Below are 18,427 nucleotides of genomic sequence, written 5' to 3'. Positions count from 1 at the left end.
ATGCATCTCTTAGCCGTGACGGCGGCTGTTCGGCATACGGGAACCGCAGCCCTGTCCGCTTTGCCCCTTTCAAAAATTTCCCGTGCTTGTTTCCGCGCCGTTCTCCGGCCCGCGTCGGGGGACCCCCGCGCCCCGCGGCGCGTGTTCAGGCCGGGCGCGTCAGGTCGCCCGGGTCCGTGTTCGCCCCGCACAGGACGACCGCGACGCGCTCGCCGTCGGCGGGCCCGTAGGCGCGAAGCCCGGCCAGCGCCGTGGACGCCGCGTGCTCGACGGCGATCCGGTACTCGTCCCACAGGTCCTGCCGGGCGCGCGTGATCTCCTCGTCCGCCACGAGCACCGAGCGCACGTCGTACCGCCGCGCCGCGTCCAGCGCCAGCCGTGTGACCCGCCGGGCGCCCAGCGCGTCGGCGGCGACCGACCTGACGGGGACGTCCACGACCTCGCCCGCCTCCAGCGCCGCGTTCAGCGCCCGGCACTCCTCCGGCTCGACGGCCACGACCCGTACGCCGTGCTCGTGCGCCGACGCGGCGACCCCGGCGAACAGCCCGCCCCCGCCGACGGACACGACGACCGTGTCCAGCCGGGGCAGCCGCTGGTGCAGCTCCTCCATGAGCGTGCCCGCTCCCGCCGCGATCAGCGGATGGTCGTACGCGTGGGAGGCGAGCGCCCCGCTCCCGGCGGCGTACGCGCGGCAGGCCTCCAGCGCCTCGGCGTACTCCAATCCGGACAGCCGCACGTCGGCGCCGTACCCGCGCAGCCGGGCCACCTTCACGGGCGGCGCGCTCTCCGGCAGGAACACCGTCGCCCGTACGCCCTGGGCGCGGGCCGCCCACGCGCAGGCGAGACCGGCGTTGCCCCCCGAGGCGATGGTGACGCCCGCCTCGGGGAGGGTGCCGGCCTCCTGGTGGCTGCGGATGAAGTTGATCGCGCCGCGCGCCTTGAAGGATCCCGTGTGCTGGAGGTACTCCAGCGCGAACCAGGTCCCGGCATCGTCGCCGGGCGCCACCGCCAGGGGCCGGACCCGCCCCTCGACCCGCTCGGTCGCGGCCTTCACGTCCTCGTACCTGAGGCTGAGGTCATCCATGTCAGGACCATACGACGAGCCGGCCGCCGCTCGTGAGGCCCACGAAGAACGCGAAGGCGACGCGCCGCCCGGCGCCCCGGTTGGGCGCCACCGCGTGGAAGTGGGCCGGGTCGAACAGCAGCCCGTCGCCGAGGTGCGGCGGCAGCTCCACGTACTGGCAGCCCTCGACGGCGCGCGGTTGGTAGCCGTACGCGTCGCGGTAATCCTCGTCGGCCGGGTCCCAGCGGTGGCGCCACACGGTGGTGGCCCCGCCGCCCGACGCGACGCTCACGTACAGGTTGAACGCCAGCTGCGCGACGACGTCCTGGTCGAAGAGGCCGTCGGGGAACTCGCGGTTGATGTCGTCGTAGTGCATCAGCAGCCCGGCGTTGATCTCCCGCAGGGTGCCGCCGAAGGCGGGGCGGCCCCCGATGGTGGCGGGCACGGCCGGCGCGCCCCACGCCTCGCCGAGCCGGTCCAGGGCGTGCGCGACCGGGTCCGGGCGGATCGCGGCGCGCTCCCACGCGGCCCGCGCGGCGTCGGCCTCGGCCCAGTAGCGGTCGGCGTCCAGTCCGCCGCCGGGCATCCGGTAGTCGTTGAGCGCGGGCCCGAACCGCAGCACGGGCGTCGGCACCCGGCCGGGGTCGTACGGCGCGGTCGGCAGCCGGTCCAGCGCCCCGGTGACGGCCCGGCACCGGTCGGGCCCGAGGAACCCGGGGACGCGTACGGCGGCGAGCGTGCCGCCCGCGAGCCGGGCGAGGTGCCGGCCGGTGAACGCGGGCACGTCCACGGCGGTGAAGAGGGGGTCGAGGGCGGGGGCCTGGGGCGGTGCGCCCCGGGTGGCCGTCGCGGAGGATGCGGCCGCCGGCCTGGTCGGCCTGGAAGGCTTGGTCGGCACAGAGGCCATGTCGCCTCCTCTGCTGGAGGACGTCCCCCTGGTGGGGGACATACGGCGTGTTTCCGACCATACGGCGGGCCCCCGCGCCCCGCATGTCCGGTTCCCGCCGCCCCGTACGGGCGCTTGACGAAAACGGCCCCGCGCCCTGCTGGCGGCCCCTAGATTCGGAGGCTCCGAACGCCACAGGGGCGAAAAGCACGGGGAGGGACCATGGGCGTCTTACGGGGCAGGACAGCCGTCGTCACCGGAGGTTCGCGGGGGATCGGCCGGGGCATCGTGGAACGGCTCGCACAGGACGGCGCGGAGGTCTTCTTCAACTACGCGCACGAGCGGGAGGCCGCCGAGGACGTCGTGCGGGAGGTGAAGGCGGCCGGTGGCAGCGCCCGCGCCGTACTGCTGGACCTGGCCGAGCCGGGCGCGGCCGAGGAGCTGATGCGCACCGCGTCGGAGGAGTCGGCGTCCGGGAAGGTCGCGGTCCTGGTCAACAACGCGGCCGTCGGCTTCACCCCGACGCCGCTGGACGAGACGGGCGAGGAGCTGTTCGACCGGGCGATGACGGTCAACGCGAGGGCGGCGTTCCTCACCGTCCGGTACGCGGCCCGGTTCATGCCGGAGGGCGGCCGGATCGTCAACGTCTCGACGCTCAACACGACCCGGCCGGGGCGCGGCATCGTGCCGTACATGATGAGCAAGGGCGCGCTGGAGCAGCTGACGGCGGCCGCGGCGGTGGAGCTGGGCCCGCGCGGGATCACCGTCAACACCGTGTCACCCGGCGCGACGGACACCGCCCTGCTGCGCGGCACGAACCCGCCGGAGGCCCTGGACATGGCCGTCGGACTCACCCCGCTGGGCCGCCTCGGCGAGCCGTCCGACATCGCGGCGGTCGTGGCGTTCCTGGTGGGCCCGGACGGGGCGTGGGTCACCGGCCAGAACATCCGCGCGACGGGCGGCCTCGGCTGAGGACCCCGCCGGTGTGGCCGGGGGCGGGTGCGGGGCGCCGGGGCCGCCGGGCGGGACGGATCAGGCAACCTCGTAGCCGAGGGCCGTCGCGAGGACCGTGGCCTGGTGGAGGTCGATGCGGGCGCCCGCCGCGTCCACCGTCCTCGGGTCGAGGGCCGACAGGTCGCTGCCCCGCAGGTCGGCGCCGCGCAGGCGGGCGGCCCGCAGGTGGGCGCCGGACAGGTCGCAGCGGGTGACCACGGCCTCGTCCAGGCGGGCGCCCGCCAGGTCGGCCTCCCGCAGCCGCACCCCGTCCAGCTCGGCCCCGCGCAGGTCGGCCCCGCCGAACCCGGCGTACGACCAGTCACCGCCGTCCACCACGAACAGGTTGAACTCCGACTCCTGGAACCGGCTGCCGACCGCCTTGCAGCCCTCGAACCGCGCGTCGAAGAACACGCACCGCCGGAACGAGCAGTTGGTGAACGCCGACCCCGTGTGCCGGGACGCGTTGAACCGCACCCCGGAGAAGGTGCAGTCGGCGAAGGACGCGCCCTCGCTGACGCCCTCCGTCCAGTCCGTGTCGTAGAAGACGCACTCCTCGAACACGTCGCACGGGCCCAGTTCGCGCGCGTACCAGTCCTCGCCCCGTACGACGAGGTCACGTGTGATCGGCATCCCCCGATCCAAGCGCACAAGCGCCGATATGACGACACGTCACATGTGCCCATGTCGTCGGGATGTGTCACGACCTTGTGCGGAGCGTCGCCCGATGCTGACGCGCCCGCCGTTCACAAGGCAGACTGTGGGCGGCGATACCAGCGGTACGGGCAGGGGGAGCTATGGGCCGTGGCAACGGGCCGCGAGTGCCGGAGCAGCGTGTTCCACGGCAGGCGCAGGCACCGGGCGGTCAGGCACCGGACGACGGCCTGGCCCCCGGCGGACCGCGCGCGGCCGCGAGCGGCGACACCGGCGCGCCCCGAGCCGTCCCGGAGGCGGAAGGCGGCGGCGACGGGCTGCGTGCCGTCCCCGCGGACGACGCCGACCGGCCCGCCACGGAAGCGCCCGACGCCGCCCAGGGCCGTGCCGACCTGCGGTTCGCGGTGCTCGGGCCCGTACGGGCCTGGTACGACGGCGAACCGCTCCCGTCCGGCTCCCCCCAGCAGCGCGCCCTGCTCGCCGCGCTGCTGCTGCGCGAGGGCCGCACGGCGACGGCCGCCGAGCTGATCGACGCCATCTGGGGCGAGGAGCCCCCGTCACAGGCGCTCGCCGCGCTCCGCACGTACGCCTCCCGCCTCCGCAAGGTCCTCCCGCCCGGCGTCCTGGTCACCGAGTCCGGCGGGTACGCCGTGCGGGGCGCCCCCGACGCGCTCGACCTGCACGTGGCGCAGGAACTGGCCGCCGAGGCCGAGAAGGCCCGCCTGGGCGGGGACCGCGCCCAGGCCGTCACGCTGATCAACAAGGCGCTCGGCCTGTGGGACGGCGAACCCCTCGCCTCCGTACCGGGGCCGTACGCCGAGACCCAGCGCGCCCGCCTGGAGGAGTGGCGGCTCCAGCTCGTCGAGACCCGCCTCGACCTGGATCTGGAGTGCGGCCGGCACGCGGAGGCCGTGTCCGAGCTGACCGCGCTGACCGCCGCGCACCCGCTGCGCGAACGGCTGCGGGAGCTGCTGATGCTCGCCCTGTACCGCAGCGGCCGCCAGGCCGAGGCGCTCGCCGTGTACGCCGACACACGCCGCCTCCTCGCCGACGAGCTGGGCGTCGACCCGCGCCCCGAACTGGCCCGGCTCCAGCACCGCATCCTCCAGGCCGACAGCGAACTGGCCCAGCCCGTCGAACAGCCCGCCCCCGCCAAGGCCGCCGTCGCCCGCCCCGCGCAACTGCCCGCCTCCGTCCCGGACTTCACCGGCCGGGCGGCGTTCGTGAGGGAGCTGGGCGACCTGCTCTCCACCGCCGAGGGCTCCGTCATGGCCGTGTCGGCACTCGCGGGCATCGGCGGCGTCGGCAAGACGACCCTCGCCGTCCACGTGGCGCACCAGGCGCGGCCCCGCTTCCCGGACGGGCAGCTGTACGTGGACCTGATGGGCGCCGGTTCGCGGGCCGCCGAGCCGGAGACCGTCCTCGGCTCGTTCCTGCGGGCCCTGGGCACACCGGACGACCAGGTCCCGGAGACCCTGGAGGAGCGGGCCGCGCTGTACCGCTCGACGCTCGCCGGGCGCCGCGTCCTCGTCCTGCTGGACAACGCCCGCGACGCCGCGCAGGTACGGCCGCTGCTGCCCGGCACGGAAGGCTGCGCGGCCCTCGTCACCAGCCGCGTCCGGATGCTCGACCTGGCGGGCGCGCACCTGGTGGACCTGGACGTGATGTCCCCGGACGAGGCCCTCCACCTGTTCACCCGCATCGTGGGCGCCGAGCGGGTGCGGGCCGAGCGGGAGGCGGCGCTCGACGTGGTCGCGGCGTGCGGGTTCCTGCCGCTGGCCATCCGGATCGCCGCGTCCCGGCTGGCCTCGCGGCGCACCTGGACGGTGTCCGTGCTGGCGGCGAAGCTCGCCGACGAGCGGCGCCGCCTGGACGAGCTGCGGGCCGGCGACCTGGCGGTGAAGGCCACGTTCGAGCTGGGCTACGGGCAGCTGGAGCCCGCGCAGGCCCGCGCGTTCCGCCTGCTGGGCCTCGCGGACGGGCCCGACATCTCCGTGGCGGCGGCCGCCGCGGCGCTGGACCTGCCGCCGGAGGAGACCGAGGACCTGCTGGAGGGCCTCGTCGACACGTCGCTGCTGGAGTCGGCCGCGCCGGGCCGCTACCGCTTCCACGACCTGGTCCGGCTGTACGCCCGCGTGTGCGCCGAGCGCGACGAGCAGCCCCCGGCGGAGCGCGAGGCGGCGAGGTCGCGCCTCCTGGACTTCTACCTGGCGACCGTGGCCCGCGTGTACGCCATCGAACGCCCCGGCGACCGCCTGGTCGACCACCTGGAGCCCACCACGTACGAGGGCCTCGCCTTCACGGACCGGCACGAGGCGCAGGACTGGCTGTACCGGGAGGCCAACTGCGTACTGGCGTGCGTCCGCCAGGCCACCGCGTGCGCCACACCCGGCAGCCACCTGCGCCGCGCGGTGGACCTGCTGTGGGCGGCGAAGGACCTCACGGAGTCCGGCGCGAACTCCAAGCAGTACGAGTCGGCCGCCGTCGCCGCGTGCGAGGCCGCGCGGGCGGCGGGCGACGCCCGCACGGAGGGGCGCGCCCGTACGACGCTCAGCAACGTCCACCTGGTGGCGGGCCGCTACGACGAGGCCGACCGCGAGGCCCGCGTGGCCCGCGACCTGGCGGTCGCGGCGGGCGACCCGGCGCCCGTGTACTGGGCGGACAACGACCGGGGGATCATCGCCATCATGCAGGGCCGGTACGGGGACGCCGAGGAGCACCTCGTACGGGCCACGGACGGCTCCCGGGAGGTCGGCAACCTGCCCAGTGTGGCGACCGCCCTGTGCAACCTGTCCCGCGTCCACCTGCTCACCGGGCGCTCGTCCAGCGCCATAGACCTGGCGCGCCAGGGCATCGAGATCTACGACCGGCTGGGGCTCACGATGCGTCTGGCGAACGGCCGTTACGCGCTGGGGGTGGCCCTCAGCCACGCGGAGCGCCACACGGAGGCCCTCGACGAGTTCGCGGAGGCGCTGCGGATCTTCACCAGGAACCGGCAGCGGCTGTGGGAGGGGGCGACGCACTTCCGCATCGCGGAGGCCCGGTTCAGGTCCCGGCAGCCCGCACGCGCCGCCCAGCACGCGGAACAGGCGCTGGCGCTCGGCTGCATCGGCGGGGACCAGATGCGGGGCAACATCCTGGTGCTGCTCGGGAAGGCGCTGCGGGTGCTCGGGCAGACCGACCGCGCCCGCGCCTGCCTGCGCGAGGCCCTGGCCCTGTACGAGCGGCTGGGCGCGCCGGAGGCGGACGACGTCCGGGCCCTGCTGGCCCCGTCGGCGGCCGCCTGAGCGATCGGGACACGGGCGTTCAGCATTCGTTTATGCGCGTCCGGCATGGTTCTTCGTACGCGGTCCGTCGCGTCGGGGGGCACACGGGCCGAAGGCGCCCGCCGCTAAGGTGGGCGATCCTTGGACGCCCGTTCGACGGCCATCGGGGGAGTCGCCGAGCGGGCGTGGCCCAGTCATACGTCAAGGGGAGAGACGCGCATGAGCGACAAGAAGCCCGAAGAGATCATCACCACCATGGACAACCACGTCCCCGCGCCGCCTCGGGACGGATTCGTGACCATGGACAACCACGTCCCGGCCCCGCCCAAGGACGGCGTGACCGCCGAGGACGCCGTCACCACCATGGACAACCACGTCCCGGCCCCGCCGCTGGACGGGATCGTGACCATGGACAACCACGTCCCGGCGCCGCCGGCCAAGTGAGCCAAACCCGCACGGGGTGCGGCCGCGGTGGCGCGGAGGGGGAGCCACCGCGGCCGCTGCATGCGCGGATGCGGTACGACCGCGGGGGCCGGCCCGGGTGGGCCGGCCCCCGCGGTCGTAGAGGTGGTGCCGGGGCTCAGCTCATGGTGCTCTTGGCCTTGGTGACGACGCACTGGGTGTACTCGGAGCCGTTCTGCGTGCCCGAGTACGGGGCGGTGACGTCGGTGGTCTTCGTGCCGTTCGCCGGGACCGCCAGGTCGTCGAGGAAGGCCATGACCTCCGGCGTGCCCGAACCGGCGGCGCCCTTGAACTGGACGGCCGCGTCGTACGTGTGGTCCAGCGAGCCGTCGTTGGTGACGGTCAGGCGGGCGACGAGCTTCTGGGCGGCCGCGTCGTACTTGCACGTGTCGATCCGGATGTCCCGCATCGCCGAGTTGGAGCCGGAGCCGCCCGGCACGGAGCCGCCACCGCTGCTGCTGGAGCCGTTGTTGTCGGACCCGTTGTTGTCGGTGTCGCTGCCGCCGGTGCTGGAGCCGCCGCTGGAGCTGGAGCTGCTGCCGGAGCTGGACGAACCGTCGCAGCTGCCGCCGCCCGAGCCGCGCGCGCCGGTCAGGGCGATCAGGACGACGCCGAAGACGGCGACCGCGCGAACGTGACGCATTTTCACGTTTCAACCCCCGTTGAAAGTGGAAAGATACAGGGCTCGCTTTGACGAGCGCACGTCACCCTAACAGCGGACGGGCCCTTGTTCGCCGCTGCGGGTGATTTCCCCGGTCGCACGGGGGTACTCGGCCGCCGGACCGACCCGGAGTGGGCGGTCAGGCACCCGGAGCCGAGGGAGGCCGAGGATGATCCGCAACGTCATCGGCGCCGTACTGGCCGTCGTGGGAGCGGCGGCCGCCGCCTGGAGCGCCTTCCGCGCCTGGTACGACGGGCGCCTGGGGCGGCACTACGAGATCGACGACCTGTTCGGGGGGATCACTTCCAGCCGGGCCGATCTGTGGACGTCGCTGTTCCTGCCGATGGCCTTCGCGGTGCTGCTCACGCTGGTCGGACTGATGCTGCGGTCCCGGCTGATGGTGGCGCTGGCGGGGGTGGTGGTACTGGGGTTCACCGTGCTGTGGATGGTGCAGCAGGGCCAGGCGGCGGGCAGCCTGACCGTGAGCGGTGACCAGGAGGGGGTCGGCTCGGGCGCCGGGCTCGCCCTCGGCGGCGGGCTGCTGTTGCTGCTGGCCGCGGCACTGATGGCCGGGCGGCGGCACGGCCGGATGCTGGGCGAGGACCACGACGGCCGCCGGGGCGCGGGGTACGCGGGCGCCGGGGCCGGTGCGGGTGCCGGTGAGGGGCGGCTGCACAGTCGGCGGCGGCGCCGGGGGCACGAGCAGCAGCCGCCCGACGCGATCCCGGGGCCGGACGACCCGGCGTACCCGGGCTACCCGGAGGACGCCCCCCGCCGTGGCGGCGGCCACCAGGACCAGCGCGGCTACCAGGACCCGCACGACCAGCGGGGCCACCAGGACCCGTACGGGCAGGACACCCGCCCGTACCAGACGCCGCCGGACCGGGGCGACCACCCGGACGACCGCCGGTACTAGCGGCGCCGCGGGGCCCCGCGTACGGCTCCCGGGCCCCCGCCCGCAGGCCCCTACGGGTCACCCGGCGGGGCCTACGGGCGGGGTCCCGTCGCCGTGCCCTTCGCCGCGTCCAGGGCGTACACGCAGCGGTCCTTGCTGCACGCGTACACGACCCCCGCGCGCGCCACGGGCGAGCCCGTGATCTCGCCGCCCGTCGTGAGCTTCCACCGCAGCTGCCCGCCCGCCGCGTCCAGCGTGTACAGCACGTGGTCCGCCGAGCCGAAGTGCAGCCTGCCCTCCGCGACCACGGGCGCGCCGACGATCTCACCGCCCGCCGCGAACCGCCACTTCGGGGTGCCGGTCACCGCGTCGAGCGTGTACAGGGCGCTGCCGCTGCCGACGTGGACGTTGCCGTTGACGACGAGGACCGGCTCGATGGACTGCCGGGACTCCGTGGCGATGCGCCAGCGGTCCTTGCCGGTCGTCGCGTCGAGGGCGTACACCGTGCCGAGGTAGTCGGCGAGGTACACCCCGCCGCCGGTCACCGAGGGCCCCGGCGCGAAGGCGGGCGGCGACAGGAACACGGCGGGCGCCTCGAAGTGCCAGCGGACGTGCCCGGACATGATGTCGACGGACAGCACCCGCGTCCCGGCGGCGACGTACGCATAGCCGTCCTCGGCGGGGGTGACCCGTACGGGCACTCCCCCACAGGACGCCGCGTCGCCGATGGGGTACGACCACCGCTCGGTGCCGCTGCGGGCGTCGAGGGCGCGCAGCCGGGCGTCCTGCCACACGTACACCGTGTCGCCGTGCACGGCGGGTCCCGCCTCGGGCGTCTCGAAGTCCGTCTGCGCCCCGGTCAGCTCCCACAGCTTGGCCCCGTTGGACGCCTCCCAGGCCTGGACGCCGCCGCCGCGCGTGCCGGTGACGACGGTGCCCCGGTCGGCCTTGAGCGAGTACACCCACGCGTCGGTCTGGAGCCGCCACAGCTCGCCCGCGTCGAGGGCGTCCAGCGCGTACAGCGTCGGGCCGTCGGAGGCGTGGATGCGCCCGGCGGCGACCGCCATGGACCAGGCGACGTCGCGGGTCTTGAACTGGCGCCGTCCGGTGCCCACGTCCAGCGCGTGGACCTCGAACGACGTGACGTAGAGGAGGTCGCCGTCCACGACGGGCGTGCCCCACACGTCGTTGGACATGCGGAACCGCCAGGGCCGCCAGTGGCCGGGCGCGGGCGGCGGCGCGGCCACGGTCGGGCCGCCGTCGGTGGCGCCGCCCGGCTGGGGCGGCACCCCGGACGCGGGCCCGGTGCCGGGCAGGGGGCGGCCGGTGGGCGGCGGGGCGTCGGGGCCGGTCAGCCCGGCGGGCGGGCGCACCCAGCCGGTGGCGGGCCCTGCCGGGTCGGGTGCGGCGGCGGAGCGGCCGTCGGCGCGGCGCGGTCCGGGGCCGATGGGCACCTTCGCGCCGGGCAGCCGGACGGGCGCCCCGTCGTGCGGGCCGGTGGCGGGCGGGTGCGCGGGGGGCCGCGCGGGCGGGTGGCCGGGGCCGAGTCCCGTACGGGGGTCGCTGCCGCGCCAGGCCGGGTCCCAGTCCTGGCCGGGGGCCGGGGCGGCGGGGGCGGGGGCTCCCTGGTGGCCGGGGGGCGGGCCGGGCGGGGCGGGCGGCACGGCCGGGGGCGGCACGGCCGGGGGCGGCGGGGCCGAGGGGCGGCCGCCGCGCCGCTGCTCGATCATGGCGGTGGCGCTGGCGGGCAGCCACGCGGACGCCGTGCCGCTGTCGTCGCCGCCCGCGAAGAGGTGCGGGGCGAGCTGGGACTGGAGGTCGGCGGGGGTGGGGCGGCGCGTCGGGTCCATCTGCATGCAGGACTCGATCAGCGGGCGCAGCTCCTCGGGCAGGCCCTGCAGGTCGGGCCCCTCGCGGAGCAGCATGAACACGGTCTCGACGGGGTTGGCGCCGTGGAACGGGGCGTGCCCGGTGGCGGCGAAGACCAGGGTGGAGCCGAGCGAGAACACATCGCTCGCGCCGGTGACGCTGCGCGAGTCGCGCGCCTGCTCGGGGGACATGTACGCGGGCGTTCCGACGGCGACGTTGGTCATCGTCAGCCGGGTGTTGGAGACGCCGGACGCGATGCCGAAGTCGATGACGCGGGGTCCGTCCTCCACGACGAGGACGTTGGACGGCTTCAGGTCGCGGTGGACGAGGCCCGCGCCGTGGATGGACTGGAGGGCCTCGGCGACACCGGCGGCGAGCCAGCGCACGGCGGGCGCGGGCAGCGGCCCGCACTCGTTCACTATCTCCTCGAGGGACGGCGCGGGTACGTACGCGGTGGCGAGCCACGGCACGGCGGCGCGCGGGTCGGCGTCCACGACGGCGGCCGTGTAGAAACCGGACACGGCGCGCGCGGCCTCGACCTCCCGTGTGAAGCGGACGCGGAACAGCTGGTCCTCGGCGAGCTCGGTCCGTACGGTCTTGATCGCCACGCGGCGGCCGGACGCCGACCGCGCGAGATAGACCAGGCCCATGCCGCCGGCGCCGAGCCGTCCCAGCACCTCGAACGGGCCGATCCGTCTCGGGTCGTGCTGCGTCAGCTGCTCCACTTGCCTGCCACCTCCCCGTCAGGGCCATGGGGGTACGACCCTGTGCACCCTGATTCTTCCTGTCCGGGGCGGCGGTTGCGAACCCGGGGGCGGATCGGGGTGTCTCACCCGTAAGGGGACACTCGTGTGAGGGACAGGCGCGGCGCGGTGTGGACGGTACGGACGATTTCCCGCCACGCGGGCGCCCGGGGGCTCAGGCTGCCTTGGGTTCGGCGAGTACGGCGAAGGCGGCGCCCTGGTTGTCGGTGAGCAGCGCGATCCGGCCGTACGGGGTGTCGAACGGGTCCTCGGTGGCGCGCCCGCCCAGGCGCAGGGCGGTGGCCACCGTCTCGTCGCAGTCGGCGACGGCGAAGTACACCAGGAAGTGGGCGGGCATCTCGGCGGGGAACGCCCCGCCGATCACGCTGCGCCCGCCGATCGCGTCGGCGTCGGTCGGCTCGCCGCTCCCGGCGGGCGACCACACGCGGAAGTCGGCGGACGGGTCGTCGAGGTCGCGGGTGCGGTAGCCGAAGACGCCCGCGTAGAAGGCGTCGACGGCGTCCTTGTCGCGGGCCCGCGTGTACACCTCGGTCCAGCAGTACGAGCCGGGCAGGCCCTCCTTCTCGAAGCCGCCGCGCCGTTCGGCCTGCCAGATGCCGAAGACGGCCCCGCCGGGGTCGGCGGCGAGCGCGGTGATCCCGGCGGCGCCGACGCGCATGGGCGCGGTGATGATCTGCCCGCCAGCCTCCCGGATACGGGCGGCGAGGGCGACGGCGTCGGCGGTGGCCAGGTAGACGCCCCAGGCGGTGGGCATGCGGCCGTCGCGTTTGGGGGCGAGCCCGGCGACGCGCAGGCCGTCGCTGAGGGCGGTGGCGTACGGGCCGTACGTCTCGCCGCTGTCGGTGAAGGTCCAGCCGAACAGCTCGCCGTAGAAGCGCTTGCCGGCCTCCAGGTCGGGGAGCAGCGCGTCCGCCCAGCACGGCGTGCCCTCGGGCCTCTCGTCCGGGGCGCCTCCCGGGGTGCGTGCCGTGGTCGCGGCCATGGGCGTGGTCCCTTCCCTGCTCCCTGCGCACGGGCGCGTACCCGGGCGTGCACGGGCGTACACGGACGGCGAGCGCCCGTCACGGCCACGCTAATGCGGGTGCGGGCGGGCCGCAGCCCCGGCCGTTCCTCCGGGTGTTCCTTTCGGTGCGCCCGGTATGTCGTGCGGGCATGTCGCGCGGGCTGTTCGGGCAGTTCTTCCGGCGGAGTTGTCCACCGATGTTTTCCACAGCCTGTTGATAATCCGCTTGAACGGAAAAATACCGAGATAGGCGAGATGGAAGGGCACTAAGGGGCCTGCGGGAACACGCACAGTCACCCGCGGAACCGTTTGCGGAACCTCTTCCGTACGCCTCGCAAAACCCGCCCGGAACAGCCCGCACATGGCTTCACACCCATTTGCAGTCGGCCGAATCGCGCGCCGAACACCCCTCGGTAAGCTGACGGCATGACAGGACAAGTACGCACCGTCGACGGCCGCGTGGCCGGTCGGCGCGGCCAGGCGACGCGGCAGAAGCTGCTCGACTGCCTCAGCGAGATGCTCAGCTCCTCGCCGTACCGGGACGTCAAAGTCATCGACGTGGCCCGGAAGGCGGGCACTTCACCTGCGACCTTCTATCAGTATTTCCCGGACGTGGAGGGCGCCGTCCTCGAGATCGCCGAGGAAATGGCCAAGGATGGCGCAGGATTGACCGAATTGGTATCGGGCCGGTCCTGGGTCGGCAAGGGCGCGAAGCAGGCGTCGGAGGAGCTCGTGGAGGGCTTCCTCGACTTCTGGCGGCGCCATGACGCGATCCTCCGCGTGGTCGACCTGGGGGCCGCCGAAGGGGACAAACGGTTCTACAAGATCCGTATGAAGGTGCTGAGTTCGGTCACCGGCTCCCTCACGGACGCGGTGAAGGAACTCCAGGCCAAGGGCCGGGTGGACAAGGACGTGAACCCGGCCGCGATGGCCGGCGCGCTGGTCACGATGCTGTCCTCGGTGGCGTCGCACCAGAAGGGCTTCCAGACGTGGGGCGTCAAGCAGGCCGAACTGCGGCCGAGCCTCGCGCTGCTGGTCCACCTCGGCATCACGGGCAAGAAGCCGGCGAAGTAGCGGCACCCCGCGGTGGCGGTGCGTACGGGACCTCCCGTGCGGGCCCACGCCGCGACCCGTACGGGACGCCCCGTACGGCCCCCTCCCCGCGCTCCGGCGCACCCGGCCGCCCGCAGCTCCGGCACCCGGGCACGGCACGTCCTGTCACGCCGGTGGCGGCACGTCCCGCGACGCCCGCCACCGGCACCCCGTGCCCGGCCCCGGACACCCCGCCGGTGCGGCCCCGGTATCGGTACGCCTCTCGTGCGCCCGGCTCGTGGCGGCGCCGGTATCCGGTACGCCTCTGGTGCGCCCGGCCCGTAGCGGCTCCGGTGCGGCTCCCGTACGGGCGGATGATGTCCCCATGACGCACACCCCGCAGCCCGCCCCCGCACCCGACGCGCCCGCCGCCCCGGGCGCCCCCACCGCCGCCGCCTTCGAGTCGGCGCTGCACGGCCTGCGGGTGTGGGACACCGAGCTGCCCGCCTTCGACCCGGCGGACGCCCCGGACGACCCGCTGGACCTGTTCCGCGCCTGGTTCCTGGAGGCGGCCGGGGCCGGGCAGCCCGAGCCGCACACGATGCAGCTAGCCACCGCCGACGCGGCCGGCCGCCCCGATGTGCGGACGGTCATGCTGCACGGCGCCGACGAGCGCGGCTGGCGGTTCGCCACGCACGCCACCAGCGCCAAGGGCCGCCAGCTGGCCGCCCGCCCGTACGCGGCGCTGCACTTCTACTGGCCGCTGCGGGGCCGCCAGATCCGGCTGCGCGGCCCCGTCGCACCGGGCACGGCCGAGGAGGCGTACGCGGACCTCCACGCCCGTACGACGGGCGCCCTCGCGGCGGCGCTGACCGGGAACCAGAGCGCGCCGCTCGCGTCCGCCCGCGACCTCGCGGAGGCGAGCGAGGCGGCCTGGGAGCGGGCGGCGTCGGAGCCGTCGGCCCACGCCCCGACCTGGACCGTGTACCGGCTGGTCCCGGAGGAGGCGGAGTTCTTCCAGGGCGACGCGGGCCGCCGCCACGTGCGCCTCCGCTACGACCGCGCGTCCCCCGGCGCCCCGTGGTCCCGCGGCCTCCTCTGGCCCTGACGCCCGGCCACGCGACCGCCGCGGGCCCCGGACAGCCACCGCGGCCCCCGCGGCCACCCGGCCGGGGCGCGGCACCGGCCCCCGCCGCGCCGGAGTCGGCCGAATCGGTGTGAGCGGGTCCGGGGCCCCGTACGTATCCCTCCTCAAGCCGACCGAGGAGGGCCCATGCATCCGAACCGACGTGTCCTGACCACCCGTCTCCGCCGCGCCCGCCGCGTCCCCCGGGCCGCCGTCGCCGCCGTCGCCGCGTCCTGCGCCGCGCTGCTCGCCCTGTTCCTGCTGGTGCGGGGCGGCGGCGAGGAGGCGCGGGCCGGGCAGGTGGCGGCCGTGGCGGCGGACGGCGGGTACGCGGGCGCGGGCGGCGCGGCGAGCGGACCGCAGCCGGTGACCGAGATCGACCGGACGTTCCTGGTGAAGGTGCGGCAGGCCGGGCTGTGGGAGATCCCCGCCGGACGGCTCGCGCAGACCAACGGCCAGAGCGAGGCGGTGAAGCGCGCCGGGCTGCACCTGCTCGACGGGCACAGCAAGCTCGACCAGCTGGTCAGGGAGGACGCCCGCATCCTGGGCGTGGACATCCCCAACGAGGCCACGGAGGAGCAGAAGGGCTTCGTACGGCAGCTGGAGGCGGCGCGGGGCGCCGAGTTCGACCGGATCTTCGCCAACATCCTGCGCTCGTCGCACGGGAAGATCTTCGCGACCATCGGCGAGGTCCGCGCCGCCACGCAGAACGACCTCATCCGCCGTCACGCCCGGGTGGCCAACGAGACCGTCCTCGACCACATGGAGGTCCTGGAGGACACCGGTCTGGTCGAGGCGCGGACCTTCGCGGAGGTGGAGGCGGCCGTCACACCCCCTTCGTGACCCTTTCGCAACCGTTTCCCGGCTTGACCGGGACCGAACAACGCGGGCGGCCGTTACGCTCGGCGTCCATGGCTTCAGCGAACGACCCGTCCATATCGTCCTCCGCCGCACCCGTGCTCGGCCCGCCCGTCTATGTGATCGGCGGCGGCCCCGGCGGTCTCGCCGTGGCGGCGGCGCTGCGCGGCCGCGGGGTGCGGGCCGTCGTCCTGGAGAAGGCGCCGGCCGTCGCCGCTTCCTGGCGGCGTCACTACGACCGGCTGCGGCTGCACACGACGCGCCGCCTGTCCGCGCTGCCGGGCCTGCCGATGCCCCGGTCGTTCGGGCGGTGGGTGTCTCGGGACGACCTGGTGCGGTACCTGGAGAAGTACGCCGAGGTCCACGGCCTGGAGGTCGTGACGGGCGTCGAGGTGGAGAGGGTCGAGCGGGACGGCGACGGGTGGGTGCTGCACGCGTCGGGCGGGCGGCGGCTGGCCACCCGCGCGGTCGTCGTGGCGACGGGCGCCGCCCACGTGCCCGTACTGCCCGACTGGCCGGGGCGCGACGGGTGGCCGGGCGAGCTGCGGCACGCCGCCGCGTACCGTTCCGCCGCGCCGTACGCGGGCAAGGACGTGCTGGTGGTGGGCGCGGGGAACAGCGGTGCGGAGATCGCCGTGGACCTGGTGGAGGGCGGCGCGGCGCGGGTGCGGCTGGCGGTGCGGACCGTGCCCCACGTGGTGCGCCGCTCGGTCGCCGGCTGGCCCGCGCAGGCGACCGGGATGCTGGCGCGGCGCCTGCCGGTGCGGCCCGCGGACCGGCTGCTGCGGGTGGTGGAGCGGGTGACGGTGCCGGACCTGTCGGCGTACGGGCTGCCGCGCGCGGGCGCGGGCCGGTACCGGCGGCTGCGGCGGGACGGCGCGGTGCCGGTCCACGACACGGGGTTGGTGGACGCGGTGCGGCGCGGCGAGGTGGAGCCGGTCGCGGCGGTGACGGGCTTCGGGGGCGGAGGGCAGGTCACGCTGGCGGACGGCTCCGAGCTGCGGCCGGACGCGGTGATAGCGGCGACCGGCTACCGGGCCGCGCTGGAGGACTTGGTGGGGCACCTCGGCGTACTGGACGGGCACGGGCGCCCGCGGGTGCGCGGGGCGCGTACGGCGTCGGGGGCGCCGGGCCTGTACTTCGTGGGCTTCCACCACCCGCCGAGCGGCCTCCTGCGGGAACTGGGCGCCGAGGCCCGCCGCGTGGCCCGCGCGATAGCGACGACCGCCCCCCAGCCCCCGGCCCCCTACGGCGTCCACGGGGACCACGGCCCGGCGGAGCCCCCTTCGCCGCGCAGGACCCGCAGGAGTCCCAGGGCCGCCGAACCCCCCAAGCCCCGTACCCCCCGTAAGCCGCGCACGCCCCGTAAGGGCCACCCCGAGACACCTCAGCCCCAGAAGCTCCCCCAGGCGCCCGCGGCCCCCGGTCAGGTCACCGGTCAGGTCACCGGGGCGGTGCCGGGCGACGAGCCGAACCGCCCGGCCGCCGCACCGCCGCGCACCGACGAGCCCCCGAGGTTCCTGGCCCCGGGGGCGGTGCCGCCGGTCAGCCTGCCGCGTTGAGGACGAGCTTCGCGGTGTCGTTCTTCGCCTCGGGGTCGTTCGGCCGGGCCTCGCCCCAGCCGCCGCGCAGCGTCAGCGTGCCCGTGGCGTCCGGCACCACCGTGTCCACGCGCAGGGTGAGCGGGAACGTCACGGTCTGCTTCTCACCCACCCACATGGGCAGCTCGCACCGGTAGCGGGGCGCGCCCGACGGGCCCTCGTACCAGCCGCCGTCCAGGGTGAGGCCGAAGCAGTTCTCCGGCGCCCGCGTGACCGTGGCGCCCTGCGGGACGGTGAAGTCCACCGAGCCGACCGGGTCGCCGGACCGCAGGTTGGCGACCCAGCCCGGGCCCTTGTTCTGGAACGTCAGCTCGGCGGTGACGCTCTCCCCCGCGGCGGCGGTCAGGTCGGCGCCCCGCACGGCGAAGTCGCTCGTGTTGGCGACGCGCACGGCTCCGTACAGGCCGTTGTCGTACGGGGACAGGTCCTGCGCGTCGCCGCCCGGCTCGACGGTCACGTCCAGGCGCTCGTGGAACGCGTACGGGGCGGCCTTCGCCGTCAGGGTGCTCGGCAGGGCGAACGTGCCACCCGGCTCGATCACGTCGTCGAAGGCGCAGTCGACGCGGCTGAGCGGGACGTACCCGGCGGTCCCGTCGAGCGGCGTCGTGGTGCAGGCCGGGTCGACGGCGCCGACGTCCAGGCCGCGCGTCACGTACATGGTGACGCGCACGCCGCGCGCCGCCTCGCCGCCCGCGTTGACGACGCTGAACGGCACGGACACGGTGTCGCCCGGCTTGATCTCGCCGTCCGGCACGGTCCCGCGCACCACCAGGTCGGGGCCCGCGCCGAGGGTGACGGGCGTCTCCGCCTCGTGCGCGACGAGCTCGCCGACGCCCGGCTGGTCGGTGGTGGCGCGGGCGGTGTACGTGATCCGGCCGGTCGCCCCGGCGGCGGCACCGGCGGCGGCGCGGACCTGGAGGCGTACGCGCTCCCCGGGGTCGCCCGACAGCGGCACCTGCGGCACGGTGCACACGGCGGTCGTCCCGGCGGGCGCGCAGTTGGCGGGCCAGGTCACCTCGGCGACGCCCGCCAGGCCGGACACGTCCACGGTGATCCGCCCGTCGGTGACGGTGAAGGTGCCGTTGTCGTGCGCCAGGCCCACCTCCAGGTCCCGCTCCTGACCGGCGCCGCCGTCGGTGCCGACGGGGAGGGTCGCCTCGTAGGGGGCGCTGATCCACAGCTGGTCGCTCTGGGGCTCCTCGGCGAACGCGGGCGCCGCGCCGGCCACGGAGGCGACGACGGCGACGCACAGACCACGCGTGAGCACACGCGCGGGAAGGGACTGCTTCATGGG

The 18,427-nt window shown here is 75.4% G+C and carries 14 protein-coding genes and 1 pseudogene; 8 read left to right on the top strand and 7 right to left on the bottom strand.

Features of this window, described 5'->3' with window-relative positions; all coding sequences use genetic code 11:
* Positions 1 to 145: 145 nt before the first annotated feature.
* Entirely contained in the window at positions 146 to 1,084 is a 939-nt protein-coding gene (locus J116_RS16000; RefSeq protein ID WP_023588083.1) for a threonine/serine dehydratase, read from the bottom strand.
* A 1-nt stretch (position 1,085) separates the two neighbouring features.
* Positions 1,086 to 1,970, bottom strand: coding sequence for a phytanoyl-CoA dioxygenase family protein (locus tag J116_RS15995; protein ID WP_023588082.1), 885 nt, complete (start codon positions 1,968 to 1,970; stop codon positions 1,086 to 1,088).
* Positions 1,971 to 2,171: 201 nt separating this feature from the next.
* On the opposite strand from J116_RS15995, the gene J116_RS15990 reads away from it, so the two are divergent.
* Entirely contained in the window at positions 2,172 to 2,921 is a 750-nt protein-coding gene (locus J116_RS15990) for an SDR family oxidoreductase (RefSeq protein WP_023588081.1), read from the top strand.
* Between the two features lie 60 nt (positions 2,922 to 2,981).
* Here J116_RS15990 and J116_RS15985 read toward each other — a convergent pair whose 3' ends face one another.
* Positions 2,982 to 3,575, bottom strand: coding sequence for a pentapeptide repeat-containing protein (locus J116_RS15985; protein WP_023588080.1), 594 nt, complete (start codon positions 3,573 to 3,575; stop codon positions 2,982 to 2,984).
* Positions 3,576 to 3,739: 164 nt separating this feature from the next.
* Between J116_RS15985 and J116_RS15980 the strand changes: the two genes are divergently transcribed.
* Both J116_RS15980 and J116_RS15975 read left to right on the top strand, forming a co-directional pair.
* On the top strand, positions 3,740 to 6,883 hold the full coding sequence (locus tag J116_RS15980; RefSeq protein ID WP_037946731.1) for an AfsR/SARP family transcriptional regulator: 3,144 nt from the start codon (positions 3,740 to 3,742) through the stop codon (positions 6,881 to 6,883).
* A 198-nt stretch (positions 6,884 to 7,081) separates the two neighbouring features.
* The gene (locus tag J116_RS15975; protein WP_023588078.1) at positions 7,082 to 7,306 is read left to right on the top strand and encodes a hypothetical protein; all 225 of its coding nucleotides are present in this window, start codon (positions 7,082 to 7,084) and stop codon (positions 7,304 to 7,306) included.
* Positions 7,307 to 7,442: 136 nt separating this feature from the next.
* On the opposite strand, the gene J116_RS29935 is transcribed toward J116_RS15975, so the two are convergent.
* A complete protein-coding gene (locus tag J116_RS29935) occupies positions 7,443 to 7,967 on the bottom strand; it encodes a hypothetical protein (protein WP_161492121.1) in 525 nt (174 codons plus the stop codon).
* Positions 7,968 to 8,154: 187 nt separating this feature from the next.
* Here J116_RS29935 and J116_RS31250 point away from each other — a divergent pair, with 187 nt between their 5' ends.
* Positions 8,155 to 8,901: a hypothetical protein gene (locus J116_RS31250; protein WP_023588076.1), complete on the top strand. Its 747-nt coding sequence runs from the start codon at positions 8,155 to 8,157 to the stop codon at positions 8,899 to 8,901.
* A 71-nt stretch (positions 8,902 to 8,972) separates the two neighbouring features.
* On the opposite strand, the gene J116_RS15960 is transcribed toward J116_RS31250, so the two are convergent.
* On the bottom strand, positions 8,973 to 11,474 hold the full coding sequence (locus J116_RS15960; RefSeq protein WP_023588075.1) for a serine/threonine-protein kinase: 2,502 nt from the start codon (positions 11,472 to 11,474) through the stop codon (positions 8,973 to 8,975).
* A gap of 193 nt (positions 11,475 to 11,667) precedes the next feature.
* Positions 11,668 to 12,495 (bottom strand): VOC family protein, encoded by an 828-nt coding sequence (locus J116_RS15955; RefSeq protein ID WP_023588074.1) that lies wholly within the window; start codon positions 12,493 to 12,495, stop codon positions 11,668 to 11,670.
* Positions 12,496 to 12,942: 447 nt separating this feature from the next.
* On the opposite strand from J116_RS15955, the gene J116_RS15950 reads away from it, so the two are divergent.
* The 4 genes and pseudogenes from J116_RS15950 to J116_RS15935 form a co-directional block, all read left to right on the top strand.
* On the top strand, positions 12,943 to 13,590 hold the full coding sequence (locus J116_RS15950; RefSeq protein ID WP_023588073.1) for a TetR family transcriptional regulator: 648 nt from the start codon (positions 12,943 to 12,945) through the stop codon (positions 13,588 to 13,590).
* A 343-nt stretch (positions 13,591 to 13,933) separates the two neighbouring features.
* Entirely contained in the window at positions 13,934 to 14,656 is a 723-nt protein-coding gene (locus tag J116_RS15945) for a pyridoxine/pyridoxamine 5'-phosphate oxidase (protein ID WP_023588072.1), read from the top strand.
* A gap of 165 nt (positions 14,657 to 14,821) precedes the next feature.
* Positions 14,822 to 15,517 carry a DUF4142 domain-containing protein gene (locus tag J116_RS15940; RefSeq protein WP_023588071.1) on the top strand — a complete coding sequence of 232 codons (696 nt, stop codon included), beginning with the start codon at positions 14,822 to 14,824 and terminating at the stop codon, positions 15,515 to 15,517.
* Between the two features lie 68 nt (positions 15,518 to 15,585).
* Positions 15,586 to 16,752: pseudogene (locus tag J116_RS15935) on the top strand (flavin-containing monooxygenase); the annotation flags it as partial.
* 325 nt (positions 16,753 to 17,077) lie between these two features.
* On the opposite strand, the gene J116_RS15930 reads toward J116_RS15935, so the two are convergent.
* Positions 17,078 to 18,424 (bottom strand): COG1361 family protein, encoded by a 1,347-nt coding sequence (locus tag J116_RS15930; RefSeq protein ID WP_023588069.1) that lies wholly within the window; start codon positions 18,422 to 18,424, stop codon positions 17,078 to 17,080.
* Between the last annotated feature and the right edge of the window lie 3 nt (positions 18,425 to 18,427).

Source organism: Streptomyces thermolilacinus SPC6 (assembly GCF_000478605.2).
Lineage (GTDB): Bacteria > Actinomycetota > Actinomycetes > Streptomycetales > Streptomycetaceae > Streptomyces > Streptomyces thermolilacinus.
Note: the sequence above shows the minus strand (reverse complement) of the source record. Positions and strands in the feature narration are given on the sequence as shown.